Annotated in this window: 18 protein-coding genes and 1 other annotated feature; of the genes, 11 read left to right on the top strand and 7 right to left on the bottom strand. The window is 52.4% G+C overall.

All coding sequences use genetic code 11. The features are described 5' to 3' along the window. Window positions 1-54: 54 nt before the first annotated feature. The 4 genes from C7A19_RS07770 to C7A19_RS07755 form a co-directional block, all read right to left on the bottom strand. A complete protein-coding gene (locus C7A19_RS07770) occupies window positions 55-954 on the bottom strand; it encodes an AraC family transcriptional regulator (RefSeq protein ID WP_116644636.1) in 900 nt (299 codons plus the stop codon). A 202-nt stretch (window positions 955-1,156) separates the two neighbouring features. Next, on the bottom strand, window positions 1,157-2,134 hold the full coding sequence (gene rluB, locus C7A19_RS07765; RefSeq protein ID WP_116644635.1) for a 23S rRNA pseudouridine(2605) synthase RluB: 978 nt from the start codon (window positions 2,132-2,134) through the stop codon (window positions 1,157-1,159). Window positions 2,135-2,441: 307 nt separating this feature from the next. Continuing rightward, entirely contained in the window at window positions 2,442-3,062 is a 621-nt protein-coding gene (locus C7A19_RS07760; RefSeq protein WP_069362606.1) for an L-threonylcarbamoyladenylate synthase, read from the bottom strand. A 106-nt stretch (window positions 3,063-3,168) separates the two neighbouring features. Beyond that, window positions 3,169-4,071, bottom strand: coding sequence for a PHP domain-containing protein (locus C7A19_RS07755; RefSeq protein ID WP_116644634.1), 903 nt, complete (start codon window positions 4,069-4,071; stop codon window positions 3,169-3,171). Between the two features lie 416 nt (window positions 4,072-4,487). Further along, window positions 4,488-4,582, top strand: a sequence feature (Trp leader region). An 82-nt stretch (window positions 4,583-4,664) separates the two neighbouring features. Here C7A19_RS07755 and aroF point away from each other — a divergent pair. The 7 genes from aroF to trpA all read left to right on the top strand — a co-directional run bounded on the left by aroF (window position 4,665) and on the right by trpA (window position 12,484). Next, window positions 4,665-5,678 (top strand): 3-deoxy-7-phosphoheptulonate synthase, encoded by a 1,014-nt coding sequence (gene aroF / locus C7A19_RS07750; RefSeq protein WP_077458909.1) that lies wholly within the window; start codon window positions 4,665-4,667, stop codon window positions 5,676-5,678. Continuing rightward, window positions 5,675-7,279 (top strand): anthranilate synthase component 1, encoded by a 1,605-nt coding sequence (locus tag C7A19_RS07745; RefSeq protein ID WP_116644633.1) that lies wholly within the window; start codon window positions 5,675-5,677, stop codon window positions 7,277-7,279. Before aroF ends, C7A19_RS07745 begins: the two co-directional genes overlap by 4 nt. Further along, window positions 7,276-7,884 (top strand): aminodeoxychorismate/anthranilate synthase component II, encoded by a 609-nt coding sequence (locus tag C7A19_RS07740; protein WP_116644632.1) that lies wholly within the window; start codon window positions 7,276-7,278, stop codon window positions 7,882-7,884. Before C7A19_RS07745 ends, C7A19_RS07740 begins: the two co-directional genes overlap by 4 nt. A gap of 104 nt (window positions 7,885-7,988) precedes the next feature. After that, window positions 7,989-8,993, top strand: a complete 1,005-nt coding sequence (trpD, locus tag C7A19_RS07735; protein ID WP_116644631.1) for an anthranilate phosphoribosyltransferase — start codon at window positions 7,989-7,991, stop codon at window positions 8,991-8,993. Then, on the top strand, window positions 8,990-10,378 hold the full coding sequence (trpCF, locus tag C7A19_RS07730; RefSeq protein WP_116644630.1) for a bifunctional indole-3-glycerol-phosphate synthase TrpC/phosphoribosylanthranilate isomerase TrpF: 1,389 nt from the start codon (window positions 8,990-8,992) through the stop codon (window positions 10,376-10,378). The genes trpD and trpCF overlap by 4 nt, the downstream gene beginning before the upstream one ends. A 94-nt stretch (window positions 10,379-10,472) precedes the next feature. After that, window positions 10,473-11,663, top strand: coding sequence for a tryptophan synthase subunit beta (gene trpB, locus C7A19_RS07725; RefSeq protein WP_116644629.1), 1,191 nt, complete (start codon window positions 10,473-10,475; stop codon window positions 11,661-11,663). Beyond that, window positions 11,663-12,484 carry a tryptophan synthase subunit alpha gene (gene trpA, locus C7A19_RS07720; protein WP_116644628.1) on the top strand — a complete coding sequence of 274 codons (822 nt, stop codon included), beginning with the start codon at window positions 11,663-11,665 and terminating at the stop codon, window positions 12,482-12,484. Before trpB ends, trpA begins: the two co-directional genes overlap by 1 nt. Window positions 12,485-12,550: 66 nt before the next feature. Here the strand turns inward: trpA and C7A19_RS07715 are convergent, their stop codons facing one another. Next, window positions 12,551-12,856 carry a hypothetical protein gene (locus tag C7A19_RS07715; protein ID WP_069362617.1) on the bottom strand — a complete coding sequence of 102 codons (306 nt, stop codon included), beginning with the start codon at window positions 12,854-12,856 and terminating at the stop codon, window positions 12,551-12,553. Window positions 12,857-13,072: 216 nt separating this feature from the next. Further along, entirely contained in the window at window positions 13,073-14,533 is a 1,461-nt protein-coding gene (gene cls, locus C7A19_RS07710; protein ID WP_077659489.1) for a cardiolipin synthase, read from the bottom strand. A gap of 517 nt (window positions 14,534-15,050) precedes the next feature. Here cls and C7A19_RS07705 point away from each other — a divergent pair. The 3 genes from C7A19_RS07705 to yciA all read left to right on the top strand — a co-directional run bounded on the left by C7A19_RS07705 (window position 15,051) and on the right by yciA (window position 17,571). Continuing rightward, window positions 15,051-16,394: a sodium-dependent transporter gene (locus tag C7A19_RS07705; protein ID WP_116644627.1), complete on the top strand. Its 1,344-nt coding sequence runs from the start codon at window positions 15,051-15,053 to the stop codon at window positions 16,392-16,394. 142 nt (window positions 16,395-16,536) lie between these two features. Next, window positions 16,537-17,079: a septation protein A gene (locus tag C7A19_RS07700; RefSeq protein WP_077673983.1), complete on the top strand. Its 543-nt coding sequence runs from the start codon at window positions 16,537-16,539 to the stop codon at window positions 17,077-17,079. A 93-nt stretch (window positions 17,080-17,172) separates the two neighbouring features. After that, window positions 17,173-17,571 carry an acyl-CoA thioester hydrolase YciA gene (yciA, locus tag C7A19_RS07695; RefSeq protein ID WP_069362621.1) on the top strand — a complete coding sequence of 133 codons (399 nt, stop codon included), beginning with the start codon at window positions 17,173-17,175 and terminating at the stop codon, window positions 17,569-17,571. A 79-nt stretch (window positions 17,572-17,650) separates the two neighbouring features. On the opposite strand, the gene C7A19_RS07690 is transcribed toward yciA, so the two are convergent. Continuing rightward, window positions 17,651-18,046, bottom strand: coding sequence for a DUF6232 family protein (locus C7A19_RS07690; protein WP_077485727.1), 396 nt, complete (start codon window positions 18,044-18,046; stop codon window positions 17,651-17,653). 217 nt (window positions 18,047-18,263) lie between these two features. On the opposite strand from C7A19_RS07690, the gene C7A19_RS07685 reads away from it, so the two are divergent. Further along, entirely contained in the window at window positions 18,264-19,493 is a 1,230-nt protein-coding gene (locus tag C7A19_RS07685; protein WP_116644626.1) for a diguanylate cyclase, read from the top strand. Window positions 19,494-19,509: the final 16 nt, after the last annotated feature.

Genomic DNA, 19,509 nt, shown 5'->3' with positions numbered 1-19,509 from the left:
TTAAACGTAAAACGGAATCATTCGCATTTTAAAGAGGTGCAAAATGAATACTGTTCATTTTGGTGCATGATGGCGACACTCGAGCGGGATCCAATACGTCATTTCTGCCGTGTCACGCTGTGGTTGATAACCCGACGGATAGACTTCAAGCTCAACCCCGTCAGTGCATCGATAGCCTGAGGCTGGCAACCAATGATAAATAAAGGTATGCAAAGTATTAGGTAGCTCAGTCACTGGCCCTAAATGTGTAATCACCGCATAGGTCGACTCAGGCACCGTCCATTTAGTCAAAGAAGCCGCCGGTAAGGTGTTGCCTTGTTGACCCGCCAAATACGGTAACGGCGTTTGAAGCGTATCGGCGCTGGCGACATCAATCGCACCAATGCTTGGCTGGCTGGCGTCAATAAACCCCGCCTCGTGCGCGTCACGCCACAGCTTAGGCACCACGTCCGTAAAATCGGGCTCAGGTGCGAACAAGCCTAATATCGGCGATGTCTGCCCCACCAAGGTGATCGATGATCGCGTTTGAATATGCACTGACAGCCATGAGGGTTTTGGGGTTGCCAGTGTGGTGACATGCAGTGGCGTTCGGATGCCATCCATCACCCCTCGGCGACGATAGGTCCGAGGGCTCACTCCGAACTGCTGACGAAATGCGCGGGAAAAATTCGCCTCTGAGGTAAACCCAAACGACAGCGCAATATCAATCACTCTATCGGGTCGAGAGAGCAACTGTTTCGCAGCATAGCTAAGTCTCAGTTCACGCACGTAGTGCGCCACACTCACGCCGGTTTGTTCCGAGAACACGCGCTGCAATTGCCAGCGAGACCAGCAGCTATGGGCGGCCAACTCACTGACAGAGAGCGGTTGATCAAGGTTTGCGTGAATAAAGTCTAGAACCCGCTCTATGCGATCAAAGCGTGCGGTTTGCTCTGGTGCTAATGCCGTTGTCATCACATCCGTTTGTCGACAAGTTTATAAATAAGCCCAAAAATAACACAAACAATAATCATTATCATCACTAGCTTGCGATCGGCGAACCAATTAGAAGCATGAGATGGCTGCTATCAATAATAAAGAGCACGACGACAGCGATCCCGTCACACAAAAATAAAAACCCGGCACATGGCCGGGCTTTAGCGAAAATCACGCAGACTTACTTACGCGTTCTTGGTTTGCCTTTACCACGCGGCGCGCCCGAGCGCTGATTACCCTTTTTCGGGCTTCCGCCTTTCGGCCCTGCTGCGGGTCCATTACCTCGACGAGCCTGGCGTGTTTTCTTCGGCTTATCATTGCTGTCGATACGCTCCTCGTAGCGACGTACCGCACGGCGAATTTTCTGGCGCGATTTTTTACGCTTTTGATCTTCTGGCGTGATCACCGTCTGCGACTCTGGCTTCATCTCTACCATTTCGCGCAGATAGTTGACCTCTTTAAGGTCCATCTCACGCCAACCGCCACGCGGTAAGTCTTTTTCAAGATAGATATCGCCGTAACGCACGCGCTTCAAACGGCTTACCGTCACACCTTGGGTTTCCCACAAACGACGCACTTCACGATTGCGTCCTTCAGTGATCACCACATAAAAGGTGTGATTCATGCCCTCGCCGCCCGCATAAACGACGTCTTCAAAGCGTGCCACGCCATCATCTAGTTCTACGCCGTGAACCAGGTTTTTCACCATATCTTCGTTCACGTCACCAAACACACGCACCATGTACTCACGTTGCACTTGGCGGCTTGGGTGCATCAAGCGATTCGCTAATTCACCGTCGGTCGTGAACAGCATTAAGCCTGAGGTGTTAGCATCCAAACGGCCAACCGCAACCCAACGCGCATCTTTCAATTTAGGTAAGCGATCAAATACGGTACGACGCCCCTCTGGGTCGCTTCGCGTACACAACTCACCCTCTGGCTTGTTGTATGCAAGAACGCGACACACAGACTCAGAAGGCGCATTAAGCTGCACCGCGTGACCATCAACACGTACCAACGCACTGGGATCATCAAGGCGGTCACCCAGTTTGGCAACAGCACCATTAACACTCACCCGATCGGCTTGGATGTAGCCTTCCATCTCGCGGCGTGAACCTACGCCAGCACGCGCTAGCACCTTCTGTAATTTTTCGCTCATGTTTTCTTACCTTACTGTCGCCTTCACAGGCGTCATCACTGTCTCGGTTGGCATAAGAGCTAACGATAATAAGTTAGCCAGCCGTGCATGATACCAATAAGCGTAGAGATAGAGAAACAGTTTCACGCTTTCACGGCATATCAACTGTTGTGGCTGAGTCAATAGCAAAAACCTGGACAAAAAAACGCCCTGCAAGATGGCTGGGCGGGAATGGTAGGTCAACCACAGGTTGACGCAACATCAGAACAAGAACATTGCGAGGATAATTACGCGCGACACGACGCGTTGGTTCACCTGTCATCTGACATTAATCAAACGGGGCGGGATCACCACTGCCATGACGGCGAATTTCAGGCAAGCCTTCGCTAAAATCGACCACTGTGGTGGGGTGCTCACCTAATACACCACCGTGCATAATCAAATCCACACTGTGCTCTAACTGATCGCGAATCGCTTCAGGATCGGATTCGGTGAAATCATTACCGGGCAGAATCAGTGAGGTCGACATTAGCGGCTCACCCAGCGCCTCGAGCAAATCCAGGGCGATTTGGTTATCAGGAACACGAATGCCAATGGTTTTCCGTTTTGGATTCATCAACCGTTTTGGCACTTCTTTGGTCGCTTTGAAAATAAACGTATACGCGCCAGGTGTATTGTTGCGGATCAAGCGAAATGCAACGTTATCGACCCGTGCATACAGTGATAACTCAGATAGATCGCGACATAACAAGGTAAAGTTATGATCTTTATCGAGATCGCGAATACGGCAAATACGCTCTAACGCTTGTTTGTTCTCAAGCTGACAGCCAAGCGCATAGCCCGAATCGGTGGGATAAATGATCACCCCACCGTTTCGGACAATTTCCACCGCTTGTTTGATCAGCCGCGCTTGCGGGTTCTCTGGGTGGACGTAAAAAAACTGACTCATGGTTCCTCCTGCTGTAGCTTGCCCCCATCGGGATGCGCACCGCAAATCCAGCGTGAATGATCTGCGCGCCGGATAATCCTTATCGCTATCAATATAACGTATTTCGTTATTGTAACGCGTCTGGCTTGTCGCTATCTAGTTGATTTGCTGATTGCCATTTTTGTTCCGCTGCGTCTAACCATGTCCAGTCATGCCAAACCGGCTGACTGTCTTTGGGTAGCCATAAATTGCGGCCCAACTCTGTCCACGGAGAGGGATAATGAAAATCCGATCCCAGCGAGGCCAACAAACCATAATCTCGCGCGTAATCGGCCAGCAAGCGACGCTCTTGTTGCGACTGCTGAGGAAGAGCGACTTCGATAGCATCGCCATTGGCGTCAGAAAACGCAGTCAGTAATCGTTTCAACCACTTGGCTTTGAGCTTGTATCGGCCCGGATGAGCAAGCACCGCCTGCCCGCCGGCCTCATGGATCGCCGCAACCGCATCTGCAATCGAACACCAATTAGGCGGTGCATAGCCGGTGTTCCCTCGGGTTAAAAAGCGCTTAAAACAGGCTTGCATGGTTTTCGCGTGACCTTGCTCGACCAACCAGCGCGCAAAATGGGCACGGGTGAGCGGCGCATCGCCAGCCAGTTCACGCGCCCCCGCAAGCGCCCCTGTGTAATGCGAGCGCTCTAACCGCTCAGCAATCAGCTCAGCGCGTTGTTGGCGTCGCTCAGCTTGCTCGGCAATCAATGCGGTTAATGCCGGATGCTGGGGGTCGACATTCAACCCTACAATGTGGATATCAAAGTTCTGCCACAAGGTCGAAATTTCAATGCCATTGACCAGTGTAAGAGGCAAGCGTTGATGGTCGATTTCTGCTTGTGCCTCCACCAGCCCAGCGGTGGTGTCATGGTCGGTAATCGCCAACACGCCCACGCGACGCTCGACGGCGCGCTGCACCAAATCTTTTGGTGATAGGCGGCCGTCGGAGGCAGTGGTATGGCTATGTAAATCAATGATCATGGTGTATCGGGTTTCCTTAATGCGCTCGCGCCTTGGCACTGTCGGTTTGTGTCTTATCAGCCTGAGCCTGAGTACGCGCCATGCGGGCTCTGTCGATGCGAATGCGCCAAGTTAATCAGCGCTTAGCGAGCACGGTGAATATCTTTGTTCTTTATTATCGTGTGCTTATTCCGCACTTTTTCTGCATTCTTTTCGATTTCCCCGTTGACACAGAAGCAAAATATCAGTTTACTAGTACACAAGTTAACGCGCACCACTTCTCAGTCTCGGGGAGCAATATGGCGCTAAGGGTAACAGTCACGACGGAGTCTCGCAGCATGTATTTCAACGCCGCGTTTAGATCACATTCGATTCACACTGCACCCACTGCCGCACAGGCCGTGAGTGTGTTGGCGACATCCATGACCTCTGTTGCGCTTATTTGGTGGCACGGCTCCTCACGGGCGGTGTGACGCGCTGTATAACCAGCTACCTTATTCACAACGCCCGCCACTGATGCGGGCGTTTTTGTCTCTCAATTTTGCATCACGCGTTATCGTGCCACTACGCATTCAGCCACGGTAACCCGCAACCATAGTTTAAAAGGATATTTGATGATTATTGTACTTAAGCCCCAAGCCACCGAGCAGGATGCCAACGTCCTCCTCAACCAAATCGAGCAATGCGGGTTAAAGCCGCTTTATATGCCGGGTGTGGAACGCATTGTACTGGGCGCACTGGGTGATGAGCGTGTGTTGCAACAATGCCACTTTGAGGCCAACCCGCTGGTTGAGGAAGTCAAACCGATTTTAACCAAGTACAAACGCGTGAGCCGTGATGTGCAGCCGCACGACAGCGTGGTGCATATCGGCAATGTACCTGTAGGCGGTCAACACTTCGTGGTCATGGCAGGCCCCTGCTCGGTGGAGTCGGAGTCTCAATTGCTATCCGTGGCGGAGCGCGTTAAAACCCATGGTGCACGTGTATTACGGGGCGGCGCCTTTAAACCACGCACCAGCCCTTATGATTTCCAAGGCATGGGGGTTGAGGGACTAAAGCTACTCAAACAAGCCAGTGACCTGACTGGCATGCCAACCGTGTCTGAGGTGATGGAAATTAGCCAAGTCGACGCGGTGTGCGAGTACATTGATTGCTTGCAGATTGGCGCACGTAACATGCAAAACTATGGCTTGCTCAAAGCGGTAGGCGAAACGGGCAAACCTGTCTTGTTAAAACGGGGGCTTTCCGCCACTATCGAAGAGTGTTTGCTGGCAGCGGAATATATTGTCGATGCGGGTAACCCCAATGTGATCCTATGTGAACGCGGCATTCGCACTTACGAAACCGCCACACGTAACACCTTGGATTTGAATGCCGTGGCCTTGATGAAGCAGCGCAGCCATTTGCCAGTGTTGGTCGACCCAAGCCACGGAACGGGCGTGCGAGAGCTGGTGACGCCACTATCACGCGCCGCAGCGGCCGTGGGCGCGGATGGCATCATTGTGGAGAGCCACTTAAACCCAAGCGAAGCACTGTCAGACGGTCACCAAGCCCTAACCGGCGATATGTTCGCGCAGCTAATGCAAGAACTTACCCCCTTTGTGCAAGCGGCAGGGAGAAAGCTGTGAACACTCATGATCCTCAACATGGCGAGCTTGATACGCTCCAACTCTCGGTGCCTTATGTCGCCGACCCGACCGAGTTGTATGCCGCCGTGTGCCAAGATAAGCCTCATAGCATGCTATTGGAGTCGGCAGAGATTGACTCCAAACGCAACCTTAAAAGCCTAATGCTGATCGATGCCGCGGTGCGCATTGAATGCCGCGGGCAGCGCGTGACCTTACAAGCGCTCACCCATAATGGCAGTCATTTGCTGGAGAGCATCGCCCAGAGCACAGCGCTAAAAGCCCTCGCCTGTGAGGTAGCGCAGGCCAACGATGGCGACTTCCCCGCCCTAACGTTGACGTTCCGCCATCCCAACGACAATGGCGCGCTATTGGATGAAGACGCCCGTCTGCGCCAAGCGTCGGTGTTTGATGCCTTGCGTGTTATCAAACAAAGTATCGCGTTGGATAACCAGCCTGACGATGCCCTCTTTATCGGCGGCCTTTTTGCCTATGATTTGGTGGCCAGCACTGAAATTCTGCCAGCGGTGGAGGGCACCGAGCACTGCCCCGACTACCTTTTTTATGTTGCAGAGAGCTTGCTGGTGATTGACCACCAGCATCGCCAAGCGCGCTTACAAGGCACCTTATTTGGGGGTGATAACGCCCGCGCCCACTATGTGGATTTATCGCGTCGTTTGCAACGCATCAAAGAAGCCTGCTTATCGCCTGCGCCGCTTCCAGAAGCGCCCGTTGTCACCGATCACAGCGTCGCGGTTTCCGTTTCTGATTCAGACTTTTGTCAGCAAGTCGACGCGTTGAAAAAGCACGTGATTGCCGGTGATGTGTTTCAAGTGGTGCCATCGCGCCGCTTTACCCTCGCGTGTCCCTCGTCTCTCAATGCTTATCGAGCGCTGAAGCGTGGCAACCCTAGCCCGTATATGTTTTATCTGCGCGATAGCCAATTTAGCTTGTTTGGCGCATCGCCAGAAAGCGCCCTTAAATATACTCAAGCAACCAATCAGGTTGAGATTTATCCCATTGCGGGGACACGCCGACGCGGGAAGACCGCCCAAGGCGACATTGATCACGACTTGGATAGCCGCATTGAGCTTGAGCTGCGCAATGATGAAAAAGAAAACGCCGAGCACATGATGCTGGTCGATTTGGCCCGCAACGATGTGGCGCGAATTAGCACGCCCGGCAGCCGTCATGTCGCCGACTTGCTCAAAGTCGACCGCTACAGCCATGTGATGCATTTAGTATCTCGGGTGGTGGGTCAGCTGAAACCTGATCTAGACGCGCTACATGCGTACCAAGCCTGTATGAATATGGGCACGCTTACCGGTGCGCCTAAGCTTCGCGCGATGCAGCTCATCCGTGACACCGAACAGTGCCGTCGTGGCAGTTATGGCGGCGCCGTGGGCTACTTTACCGGATCAGGCGAGATGGATACCTGCATTGTGATCCGCTCTGCCTACGTTGAAAACGGCCTTGCCACCGTACAAGCCGGTGCGGGCGTGGTGTTTGATTCTGATCCACAAGCCGAAGCGGACGAAACCCGCGGCAAAGCACAAGCAGTGATCCATGCGATTCAAACCGCCCACCGAGGAGGCCAATCATGAGTACCCCGCCAATGGACATCGTGCTACTCGATAACATGGACTCCTTTACCTACAACTTGGTGGATCAATTTCGCGCACTCGGTTACCCGGTCACGGTGTTCCGCAATCATTTAGAGGCCGAGGCGATTGTTCGTCATATTCGTACCCTGTCTCAGCCGCTACTGGTGCTCTCGCCCGGCCCAGGTGCGCCTTCCGATGCCGGCTGTATGCCCGCGTTGATTGAAAGGCTGCGCGGCCAGGTGCCGATGCTGGGGATTTGCCTGGGTCAGCAAGCGATCGTCGAAGCCTACGGCGGCACAGTCGCCGGTGCTGGCACCATCATGCACGGCAAGGCCTCGGCCATGCATCACCAACAGCATGCGGTATTTGGCCCATTGGCATCCCCGCTCACCGTGGCCCGTTACCACTCGCTGGTGGCGACTAATGTGCCTGCCAGCTTGGATGTGATCGCCACGACCTTGGATGGCGACGATCAAAAAGTGATGGCGGTGGTGAGCAATACCGACTACGTGGTCGGTTATCAATTTCATCCAGAGTCCATTTTGACCGCACAAGGCGCCGCCCTGCTCACCCACACCATCGATTGGGCCAGTGGCTACTATTAGCGCTAACAAGAACATCAGCGCTAACAACAATATCAGCGCTAACAACAACACGTGCCAGATAAGCACGGGGCTCGAACAGACAAATACCGAGGTTAAGTACAGTGATGGATCAACGACTAGAAACGCTCTACCAACAACAGTCACTCAGCCAAGCGCAAAGCGAGCAGCTGTTTAGTGCGATCATTCAGGGTGAGCTCGAGCCAGCGCGATTAGCGGCCGCATTAACCGCATTGAAGATTAAAGGGGAAACGCCTGAAGAAATCGCGGGCGCGGCAAAAGCACTCACTGACAACGCCGAACCTTTCCCCCGACCCAGTTATCCGTTTGCCGATATCGTTGGCACGGGAGGCGATGGCGCGAACACCATTAATATTTCCACCACGGCCGCCTTTGTCGCCGCCGCCTGTGGCGTGAAAGTGGCCAAACACGGCAACCGCGGGGTGTCGAGCAAATCGGGCTCGTCGGATTTACTCGCCGCCTTTGGCATTGATTTGGCGATGCCTGCCGACTACGCCCGCGAGGCCTTGGATAATCTGGGCGTTTGCTTTTTGTTCGCACCGCAATACCACACCGGCGTACGACATGCGATGCCCGTGCGCCAAGCGATGAAAACCCGCACCATCTTTAATCTGCTTGGGCCGTTAATTAACCCAGCAAAACCTAGCATTGAGCTGATGGGCGTGTACGACCAAGCCCTAGTTGCGCCGATTGCACAAACCATGCAAAACCTCAATATGACGCGCGCGGCCGTGGTTCATGGTGACGGTCTGGATGAAGTGGCTATCCACGGCCCCACGACGGTGGCAGAAATCACCCCGACCCAAATTGAGCATTACACCTTAACTCCCAGCGACTTTGGTGTATCCCAATACCCGCTGGACAGCATTGCCGGGGGCACGCCGGAGCAAAACCGCGCAATGATCAGCGCGATTTTGCAAGGTAAAGGCACAGACGCCCAGCAAGCCGCGGTGGCCGTCAATGTGGCACTATTGCTACGCTTATTCGGACAAGAAGACTTGAAAGCAAACACACAACAGGCCTTGGACGTGATGGCGTCGGGCAAGCCTTACACCATCATGCAAGCGTTAGCACAAAGGAGCGCAGTATGACCACGTCAGCCCTCAACGACACTATTTTAGGCCGCATTGTTGATGACAAAAAACGCTGGGTGGCTGCGCGCAAGCGCTCTCAGCCTCTGGATAGCTTTATCGACCAGCTGACGCTCAGTGATCGCGATTTTCGTGCTGCGCTGTCTGCACCGGGCTCACAGTTTATCTTGGAGTGCAAAAAAGCCTCGCCCTCGAAAGGCCTGATCCGAGAAGACTTCGATCCGGCGAGTATTGCCCGCGCCTATCAACCCTTTGCCGCTGCCGTTTCGGTGCTGACGGACGAAGACCACTTTCAGGGCAGTTTTGACTTCTTGCCTATCGTGCGCGCACAAGTCGATGCACCTTTGCTTTGCAAAGATTTTATTATCGACCCTTATCAGGTTTACCTCGCGCGTCATTATCAAGCCGACGCGATCTTATTGATGCTGTCAGTGCTCGACGATGCCGAATACCGCGAACTGGCCGATTTAGCCGAGTCGCTAAAGCTGGGCGTGCTTACCGAAGTGAGCACCGAGGACGAGCTGGCGCGTGCCAATGCCTTAGGGGCGGTGGTGATTGGGATTAACAACCGGAATTTGCGCGATTTAAGCATCGATCGCGATCGCACCAAACGTTTAGCACCACAAGTGGGCGAAAAAGCGCTCGTGATTTCAGAAAGTGGCATTCATAGTCATCGTCATGTACGCGATCTTGCCCACCACGCGGATGGCTTTTTGATTGGCAGTGCATTAATGGCAGAGCCCGATCTCACCCTCGCGCTACGTAAAGTGATCTTGGGAGAGAATAAAGTCTGTGGGCTCACCACCGCCGACGATGCCCTCGCCGCCTATCATGCAGGCGCAGTCTACGGCGGACTCATTTTTGTTGAGCACTCGCCGCGTGCTGTCACACCCGCCGTGGCCGAGCGCGTACAACAAGGCGCACCGCTTTGCTATGTGGGCGTGTTCCAAAATCATGCGCTAGACACCGTGGCTGAGTACGCACAACAGCTCAACCTTCACGCGGTGCAACTGCATGGTGATGAAGACGCAACATATCTACAAGCATTGCGTGAGAAGCTCCCTGAGCACTGTGAAATTTGGAAAGCACACGGTGTCTCTGATGTCGCACCGGCTTTAGACGGCGTGAATGCTGACCGCCACCTCATCGACAGCCGAGTCGGCCAGCAATCTGGCGGCACGGGCAAAACCTTTGATTGGCACCTGATCCCTAAAACCGCCAAAGACAAAGTCATGATTGCCGGCGGGCTCACCCCCGAGAATGCGGCCAAAGCGGCTGAACAAGGCTGCCTCGGGCTGGATTTTAACTCCGGCGTTGAGCATGCGCCCGGCGTGAAAGATGCCAACAAGTTAAACGCGGCGTTCCGCGCCCTTCGCCGCTATTGATTTACCAAGAGATGGTCGATTTGGCTGAGAGGATAGATGTCGCTAAGACAGGCAACGTATCTCGGCCCCCAGTTAAAGACGTAAAAGGATAATTATGAGCAAGCTTAACCCGTATTTTGGCGAATTTGGTGGTCAGTACGTGCCCCAAATTCTGGTGCCTGCGCTCGATCAGCTCGAACAGGCGTTTATTGATGCCCAAGAGGATCCCACTTTTAAAGACGATTTTATTCGCCTGCTGCAAGAATATGCCGGGCGACCCACCGCGTTGACGCTTTGCCGTAACCTCACCAAGGGGACGAACACCAAGCTGTATCTTAAGCGGGAAGACTTGCTGCACGGTGGGGCGCACAAAACCAACCAAGTACTGGGCCAAGCCATGCTTGCCCAGCGTATGGGCAAATCAGAAATCATTGCTGAAACCGGAGCCGGTCAACACGGTGTGGCAACCGCGCTGGCGTGTGCGCTACTGGGATTGAAATGCCGCATCTACATGGGGGCCAAAGACGTAGAACGCCAAAGTCCTAATGTGTTTCGGATGAAGCTGATGGGCGCGACCGTGATCCCCGTCCATGCGGGCTCCGCGACGTTAAAAGATGCATGTAACGAAGCGATGCGCGACTGGTCAGCCAACTATGATACCGCCCACTATTTGCTCGGCACTGCGGCGGGCCCGCACCCCTTCCCGACCATTGTGCGCGAGTTTCAACGCATTATTGGTGAGGAAACCCGTGCGCAAATTCAGCAGGTAGAAGGCCGCTTGCCGGATGCGGTAATCGCTTGTGTGGGTGGCGGCTCTAACGCCATTGGTATGTTTGCTGACTTTATCGATGACAAAGACGTGCGTTTAATTGGTGTGGAACCGGCGGGTAAAGGGCTCGATACCGATCAACACGGCGCGCCCTTAAAGCACGGCAAGCCCGGTATTTTCTTCGGGATGAAATCGCCATTGATGCAAGATGAATATGGTCAAGTGGAAGAGTCGTATTCAGTGTCTGCGGGGTTAGACTTCCCGTCTGTGGGGCCACAGCATGCGCACCTTAACGCCACTGGTCGTGGCGAATATCCGGCGGTCACCGACGATGAAGCCTTAGAAGCGTTTCAATCTCTCGCGCGCAACGAAGGCATTATTCCCGCGTTAGAATCTGCCCACGCTATTGCTCAGGCACAAAAAATGATTGCCGCTGATCCTGAAAAAGAGCAGCTTTTGGTGGTTAATTTATCGGGGCGCGGTGATAAAGATATCTTCACTGTATATGACATTCTAGAAGGCAAAGGAGAGCTGTAATGACGGCACCATCTACTCGATATCAAGCGATGTTCGCAAACCTGGATGCTAAACAGCAAGGCGCCTTTGTTCCTTTTGTCACCTTAGGGGATCCAAACCCAGAGCAATCACTCGCCGTGATCGATGCATTGGTTGAAGGCGGCGCCGATGCGCTGGAGCTTGGCATGCCTTTTTCCGACCCATTGGCCGACGGCCCCACGATTCAAGACGCCACTATCCGAGCACGGAAAGCAGGGACCACGCCCGATACCTGTTTTGAGATATTGGCAGCGATACGCGAAAAACACCCTCACGTGCCGATTGGGCTGCTGATGTACGCCAACTTAGTCTACGCCCGTGGCATTGAGGCCTTTTATACTCGCTGTGCGGATGTCGGCGTCGATTCGGTACTGGTGGCAGATGTGCCACTTGCTGAATCTGCACCATTTCGTGATCACGCTTTGGCACAGGGTATTGATCCGATTTTTATTGCCCCGCCTAACGCAGACGGTGCAACCTTAGCTCAAGTTGCAGAGCTGGGTCGTGGTTATACCTATCTGGTATCGCGCGCCGGGGTCACAGGGGCAGAGGCTAAAGCAGGGGCGCCGGTTGAACACCTGCTCGGCACCTTGCATCATCATCAGGCACCGCGCCCGCTACTTGGCTTTGGCATCTCAACCCCTGAGCAAGTCAAAGCGGCGATCAGCGCCGGGGCGGCAGGCGCCATCTCTGGCTCGGCGGTGGTGAAGATCATCGAGCAGCATCAACATGATGTGCCTACAATGCTCCATGCGCTCACTCAGTTTGTCCGCGAAATGAAAACGGCAACAGCCCAAGGCTAGCCAAGGCCTAATAAAAAAGACCCACCAGTCGTTGTACTGGTGGGTCATGCATTAGTGTCTCACGTTTTAGCTTAGGTCGCGCATTAATATCTCAAACTCTTCTTGCGCTTGGTCAATCAATGTCGCGAGCTCGTTGGCATCGCCATGGTTCAAAGGTAACGCCCAATTATCATGTTTGCCGGGCTCAATATGCTCAGCCAGCAACTGGGTGATTTTGCCTTTGCGCTGAAACGTCACTTCATCAAATTCAGCGAGGTGGGGGCTTTCCTCGTCGGCGATGTGAACCATCACATTGCCATTGGGGATCACCCGCACATGCGCTTGACGCGCGGGAGTGGTGTTTAAGGTGTAACTCCGTGAATGGATAGACATGTCAGCCTCCTCTCACTCGACTTGGGGCACTCCCTATTATAGTGCTTCACCAGCAGGGATGACTGACTATCCCGCTCCGTATTGCGTAAGATCATAGATGGTTACACTCTTGTGGCATCACTCCATGCAAATACAGATACTTATTCGATAATACTGCATACGGTAAATGGGTTAGCCCGCCGGTGTCATCGCGTATCGCCCCACAACTCAGCCCCCTTACAACAGCGGGCTAAACATGTAAAAGAACTGCTCGATCGGCTTATGATAAACGGGTCTTTGTTGCCAGGCTTCAGCACTAATGCGGGTCGATTGCGCCAGATAATGGCGGTGTAGCGCATGAATGCTCGCACAAAACTCGGGATCGTCGACAGTCAGTGTCAGCTCAAAATTCAGCCATAGGCTGCGCATATCGAGGTTCACCGTGCCCACGAGGCAGTACTGCTCATCCACCAGCACAGATTTGGTATGCAATAAGCCGCCCCCGAAACGGTAGATTTCTATCCCTGCTGACATTAAATCCTCAAAAAACGAGCGGCTCGCCCACTCCACCATCAAGGAGTCATTTTTCTCGGGAATAATCAGAGTGACTGACACCCCACGCTGCGCGGCCGTTTGTAAGCTCACCATCAGCCCTTCACTTGGCACCAAATACGGGGTGGTGATCACTATGCTCTTCTCTGCTTGATGGATAGCCAGAGTCAGCACTTGTTGAATCATCCCTTCTGGCAAGCCAGGTCCAGACGGAATCGCTTGCACCGCGTGATTGGCGTGTTGGTGATCTTCAATCAGCAAACACTCTGGCGATGACGGCAAGTCGCGTAGCCCAGTTTCCACCTCCCAATCCCATGCAAACACACTACTTAAAACGGGCACCGTGGGGCCCGAGACTCGCACCATCACATCCACCCATTGCCCAACTCCCGCGTCTTGTTTGAAAAAGCGCGGATCCACCATGTTCATCGAGCCCGTGTACGCAATATGATTATCAATGATTGCTATTTTGCGGTGTTGGCGAATATCGAGGCGACGAAAAAACATCCGAAACGGATTTACCGCAAGGGCTTCAATCAGCTCTACCCCAGCTTCACGCATCGCATGTGGCCATTCACTACGGAAAAAAACCTTGCTCCCGGCAGAGTCCAGCATGATACGCACGGGGATCCCACGTTTGGCGGCATCACACGCCGCCTGCGCGACCTCGTCAGCATGGCCCCCTGGATACCAGATATAAAACACCATATCGACGCTTTTCTGCGCCTGACGAATATCAAGTGCTATTGACTTCAGAATATCAGCGGGCTCGGTCTGCAACGCCAGCTGATTGCCGGTGAGCTCCGGTACACCAATTCGAGCGTGGCAAAGGCGATTAACATGGTGAGACTGCTCGCTAATGTGCTGAGGACGATGTGCCGGGCACGCCTGCAAACTGAGCAGCCATTGACGATATGGCTCAAACATCGCTTTCGCGCGCATTGCACGTGTTTTACCGAGGTTCAGCTCACCAAAGAGCAGATAGGCAATCACCCCCACGATCGGGAGGATATAAATAATCATTAACCAAGCGATCGATACACCCAGCGCGCGACGCTTGAATACCACGCGGACTGTCACCCCCGCAATGGTTAACCAGTAGACCAACAGCAACAGTAAGGTCACGATCTCGTAGACTTTTTCCATGCCTAATTGCACACCTTAATAATAACTGACGAAAGCCTGTTCTCTCGCCTTCTCTATTCTGCCTAGCTTGCCAATCGGTGCAAGCCATGATTTGTCTTTAGAAAAAGACAAGCGGCGGAAAAATCGTGACAGCTAACACACCAACATGATGCTAAATACATCAGATAATGCATGTTAACGTGACCCAAAGCAGCAATGTTAACAATGTGTTAAATCAATAATTGCAGTAGAGAAAGCCACTGTGATACTCACTAAAGGCAGCGGATTGCCCTTACTAACGACCAAGAAGTATTCACGCGGAGAGAGAATGTGGGGAAATACAGCCATACGGTGGTATTACATACGGCATGATCTTCAAATTTTACGCATAAACTGGTTTACTGACGAGTCTTTATAGAGGGAATGACTTGCTTCAATGTGTAATCATTAGTTTACACACTGAGTAAGCATCTGACGGGCGCAACTGAGTATGTGCCCATAAAAATCAATCAATTATCGAATACAATATCGAGTAGGTATGGCAAACACACAACGCGCACAATTTTCATCCCGATTAGGGTTTATTTTGGCGGCTGCCGGCTCAGCCATTGGGCTCGGCAACATTTGGGGCTTCCCCACGCAAACAGCCTCAAACGGCGGCGCCGTTTTTCTGTTTATTTATTTGCTGATGGTCTTTGTCCTCGCGTATCCCCTTTTAATAGCAGAACTCACTATTGGACGCTATGGCAATGCCAACCCCGTTCGCTCACTGTCAGCGGTATCCGGCGGACAAAAATGGATTGGTCGGTTACTTGGGTTAATCGGCTTACTCGGCGCGACTGGCATTTTAAGCTTTTACACCATCGTGGCCGGTTGGTTGGTGGGCTATATGGTCTCACCCTTGCTTGCATTAGCAGGCTTTACCGATGCAGCCGCCTGGTTAGAGTCGTTTAGCGAAACCCGTAACCTCGCATTGATGCTGTGCTTTATGGTGCCAACGATTCTGGTGGTCCGTAATGGTATTGCTAACGGGATCGAGCGTTGGTCTTCACGTTTAATGCCCGTCCTCTTTTTACTGTTCGTGATCATGGTGATTTACATCTTGTTCCAGCCCGGCGCGATGGAAGGGCTTAAGATGTACCTGATCCCAGATATGTCGCACCTCTCGCCAGGATTGGTCGTGAGTGCCATGGGGCAAGCGTTTTTCTCACTCTCGCTGGGTGTGTGTGTGATGATGGTGTACGGCTCGTATTTGTCCAAGACCGCCAACATCCCTAAAACCGCTGCACAAGTCGCATTGCTGGATACCGGCATCGCCTTTATTGCCGGGCTGTTGATCATGCCGGCGATGTTTGTTGCCCAACATAATGGTGTGGCGATTTACAGCGAGGCAGGCGCGCTCCTCAGCAGTGATACACTGGTGTTCAGCGTCTTGCCTGCCATGTTCGACACCATGGGAACAGCGGGCATCTTTATCGGTTTTGCCTTTTTCCTGCTGATGGTCATTGCCGCCCTCACTTCAGCCATCTCATTGCTTGAAGTCCCAGTGGCTTGTGCAACCGAGGAATTCCGTCAATCACGAGAGAAAGCAGTATGGTGGATTGGCGGCCTTATCACCATTGCCTCGGCAGTGATTGTTTACAACTTTGGCGATCTGTTTGGTTTAGTGGTTACCGTCACCACCGAGTACGCACAGCCTATCCTTGGCCTGCTGTTTGCTCTGGTTGCAGGCTGGCTATGGCACCGCAACGAAATCTTGAAAGAGCTGGTGCAAGGTAGCCCTGAGCTTGGCGAAACCTGGTTTTGGAAAATCTGGCCAGGCTACGTTCGCGTTATCTGCCCGATACTGATGCTACTGGTATTCGGCTGGGATTGGATTTAATCCTCAACGCGCCTTGGCATCCCCTGCCAAGGCGCCTACCTTGTGATCTGTCTTCTCACCGCCTTGTCGTTTCTCCTCCCTGCGCATTTGGGTACACTGCGTACATACTTAGCTTAAATACACCTAGTCACGCGGCGGCGTTATGAAACAACTAATTGATTTTATTCCTCTGATTATCTTTTTTGCCTTATACAAATTTTACGATATCTATATAGCAACAGGGGCACTGATCATCGCCACCCTGGTGCAAGTTGTACTGGTTTGGGCCTTGTATAAACGCGTGGAAAAGATGCAAATCACCACTGCCGTTTTGGTCGCCATCTTTGGCGGCATGACGCTATTTTTTCACGATGACAACTTCATCAAGTGGAAGGTAACTATCGTGTATGCCTTGTTTGCCATTGGGTTGGCGGTGTCCGAGGCGATGGGTAAACCGCTGATCAAGAATATGCTCAGCAAAGAGATCACACTACCAGAACGCGTGTGGCGCACCATTAACTGGGCCTGGATCGGGTTCTTTTCGCTTTTAGCCGGGGTAAATATTTATGTCGCTTACAGCATGCCGCTTGATGCTTGGGTGAACTTTAAGGTCTTCGGCACTTTGATCCTGACCTTCCTGTTTATGATTGCAACTGGGGTGTATATCTACCGCCATCTACCCAAAGAGAGCAACTCAGACCAATAAAAACTTGCCCAAATGCTGTGTTAGCGGTCACAATTCTAATCTTATCCTGAAAAAAAGGGGCTAGCCCCTTTTGAATAAGATGTGAAGAGAGCCATGCCTGACAACAAAAACAACTGCCCCCGCGGCCAACTGCTGCTTCGTACATTAGCCATGCCCGCCGACACCAACGCCAATGGCGATATTTTTGGCGGCTGGATCATGTCCCAGCTCGATTTAGCTGGCGCGATCCTCGCCAAAGAGATCTCTGGTGGACGTGTCGTTACTGTGTCAGTCAACGACATTACGTTTAAATCGCCCGTCAGTGTTGGCGATGTAGTCTGCTGCTATGGGACGTGTCAACGTATCGGCAATACCTCGATCACTATTGAGCTTGAGGTCTGGGTTAAGCCCGTTAGCCATGATGAGATAGGCGATCGCAGCAAAGTGAGCCATGCGACCTTTAATTATGTTGCGATTGATGAAAGCGGTCGCCCTCGCGCCATCAATAAATAACGCGCTCAACAAGTAAAAAGGGCCTGTTAAATTGCAGGCCCTTGGTGTATCCGCTCGATAAACATCACCACCGGCGTGGCTACGAGACTAACAACCGCTTTAATTGCGCGACGTGCTGATCAAAAAGCAATTTATCTGTTTTCTTCCCACTTTTGGCGATGGTCAGCCACTGCACGCCCGTGTCATCCTGGTGGCTATATTCAATGCGTAGCACGTATTTTGCGCTAGTCAGCAAAGCTAACAACGCACCTGCAACAAAGCCCACGGCAGGTAAGTACTCCGCGTAAGGCAGCTCACCGACCAACATAAAAAATAAAAAGCTCGCGCTTAGTATTCCTAGCCCTAACATCCTCAGCAGGTGATCTTTCCACGTGAGCTCTTCAACGCTGGCATCAACAATATTGTGCATCGCGTAACAGTCATCATTCACACATAAACGGGTTAGGGTTTGTTTTATTACCACTGACTTTCTCATGCTTATTTCCATATCAAGGTGTGTGAGCCAGTCACACTGTCACAAGGTTCATTCCACTGTGGCGATTATTATGTCTATTTTTACTAACAGGGCGAGCACGACTAAACGCAAACGTGACCCACAACACTGAACACTTAATACGTTCCGTGTTAACTATTTATACACACGCCTGCTACGCTCAACACAGTGGTGACTTTGTAGATAATGGACTATCGGCATGACTATCCTAACCGGGATCCAACCTGAACTTGATAGACACCAGCTCTCTGAGCTAAACGTCGATCTGCTATCGGCTGTGCTACGCGGTGCAGACATGCTGGTCAGTGGTGATGATAGACTTGCCAATATTAATCACTTGCTCGCGGAAATTGGCGCGGTGACGCAAGTCAGTCGTGTGTGGGTGTTTCAAGTATTGGCGATCAGCGATACCGATATTTTGCAGGATTATGTCTTCGAATGGGCAAACGAGAAAAAGTACGCGCAAATTCGCCTCCCTCATTTTAATCATTTCAGATCTAGCCTCGCGCACCCCGAATACCGTGAGCTGATAGAAAGCCGACAGCGGGGCGAATACCAAGCGGTCATTACTGATCAGTTACCCTCGTCTTGGCTCAAACGCTACTTAACACAACAGCGCATTTTATCGATGTTAACCATCCCCATCATTGTCGATAATAAATGGTGGGGAACGCTGGGGTTTGATGATTGCGAGCGAGAACAACAGTGGTCAGAAAGCGATGTGACCTTGCTGCGCGCGACGGGACACCTGATCGCTAGCACTGTGCTAAAAAACGAGCTGTTTTCTAAACAACGCCAAATAGACATCATTAAAGACAATACCCACTGCAGCACTTGGCAAGTGGATGTACAACGCGGTATCTGCTGGTGCTCGTCAGAGATCATCGGCGACAGCAGCATTAGCAGCATTCGTGACTCTCGCACTTACACCAGCCGGCACTGGCTGCGCCGCATTCATCCTCGGTATCGTCGAGCGTTTTTCTCACGGGTGCGCCACTTTTTATCTCCCGCTGGTAACGAGCTAAAAATGGACTTGCAGGTTCAACGCGACAATGGCGAATATACGTGGGTAGAAATCACCACCAATAACGGTCCTAAAAATAAGCCTCAAGGTGTGGTCGCCGGTGTAATGTGGGATATCAGTCAGCGAAAGGCGGAAGAACAAGCATTAATGCGCCAAGCCGCGACCGATCCGCTCACACAACTATACAATCGTCGTCAGTTTGCCAGCGACCTTGCGAGCTTTGGCGACAAAGCCCGTTACCGACATCAACCCCTATCCCTGCTTATTATTGATATCGACCATTTTAAACGCATCAACGATAATTACGGCCATATCGTTGGCGACCAAGTCCTCGAAGCTTTCGCGTCTTTGCTCGAAGCGCACCTTCCTCTGCATCCGTCATTCCGCAGCGAATTAATGAATTAAAATAGTGTGATCCAGC

It is taken from the genome of Salinivibrio sp. HTSP (genome assembly GCF_003390965.1).
Classification (GTDB): domain Bacteria; phylum Pseudomonadota; class Gammaproteobacteria; order Enterobacterales; family Vibrionaceae; genus Salinivibrio; species Salinivibrio kushneri.
This window is presented reverse-complemented; position numbering and strand designations above follow the sequence as displayed.

Bases quoted from the DNA above. Each gene is read 5' to 3' on its own strand.
- C7A19_RS07770 (WP_116644636.1), bottom strand. From the start codon at position 954: ATGACAACGGCATTAGCACCAGAGCAAACCGCACGCTTTGATCGCATA.
- rluB (WP_116644635.1), bottom strand. From the start codon at position 2,134: ATGAGCGAAAAATTACAGAAGGTGCTAGCGCGTGCTGGCGTAGGTTCA.
- C7A19_RS07760 (WP_069362606.1), bottom strand. From the start codon at position 3,062: ATGAGTCAGTTTTTTTACGTCCACCCAGAGAACCCGCAAGCGCGGCTG.
- C7A19_RS07755 (WP_116644634.1), bottom strand. From the start codon at position 4,071: ATGATCATTGATTTACATAGCCATACCACTGCCTCCGACGGCCGCCTA.
- aroF (WP_077458909.1), top strand. From the start codon at position 4,665: ATGATTATTGTACTTAAGCCCCAAGCCACCGAGCAGGATGCCAACGTC.
- C7A19_RS07740 (WP_116644632.1), top strand. From the start codon at position 7,276: ATGAGTACCCCGCCAATGGACATCGTGCTACTCGATAACATGGACTCC.
- trpD (WP_116644631.1), top strand. From the start codon at position 7,989: ATGGATCAACGACTAGAAACGCTCTACCAACAACAGTCACTCAGCCAA.
- trpCF (WP_116644630.1), top strand. From the start codon at position 8,990: ATGACCACGTCAGCCCTCAACGACACTATTTTAGGCCGCATTGTTGAT.
- trpB (WP_116644629.1), top strand. From the start codon at position 10,473: ATGAGCAAGCTTAACCCGTATTTTGGCGAATTTGGTGGTCAGTACGTG.
- trpA (WP_116644628.1), top strand. From the start codon at position 11,663: ATGACGGCACCATCTACTCGATATCAAGCGATGTTCGCAAACCTGGAT.
- C7A19_RS07715 (WP_069362617.1), bottom strand. From the start codon at position 12,856: ATGTCTATCCATTCACGGAGTTACACCTTAAACACCACTCCCGCGCGT.
- cls (WP_077659489.1), bottom strand. From the start codon at position 14,533: ATGGAAAAAGTCTACGAGATCGTGACCTTACTGTTGCTGTTGGTCTAC.
- C7A19_RS07705 (WP_116644627.1), top strand. From the start codon at position 15,051: ATGGCAAACACACAACGCGCACAATTTTCATCCCGATTAGGGTTTATT.
- C7A19_RS07700 (WP_077673983.1), top strand. From the start codon at position 16,537: ATGAAACAACTAATTGATTTTATTCCTCTGATTATCTTTTTTGCCTTA.
- yciA (WP_069362621.1), top strand. From the start codon at position 17,173: ATGCCTGACAACAAAAACAACTGCCCCCGCGGCCAACTGCTGCTTCGT.
- C7A19_RS07690 (WP_077485727.1), bottom strand. From the start codon at position 18,046: ATGAGAAAGTCAGTGGTAATAAAACAAACCCTAACCCGTTTATGTGTG.
- C7A19_RS07685 (WP_116644626.1), top strand. From the start codon at position 18,264: ATGACTATCCTAACCGGGATCCAACCTGAACTTGATAGACACCAGCTC.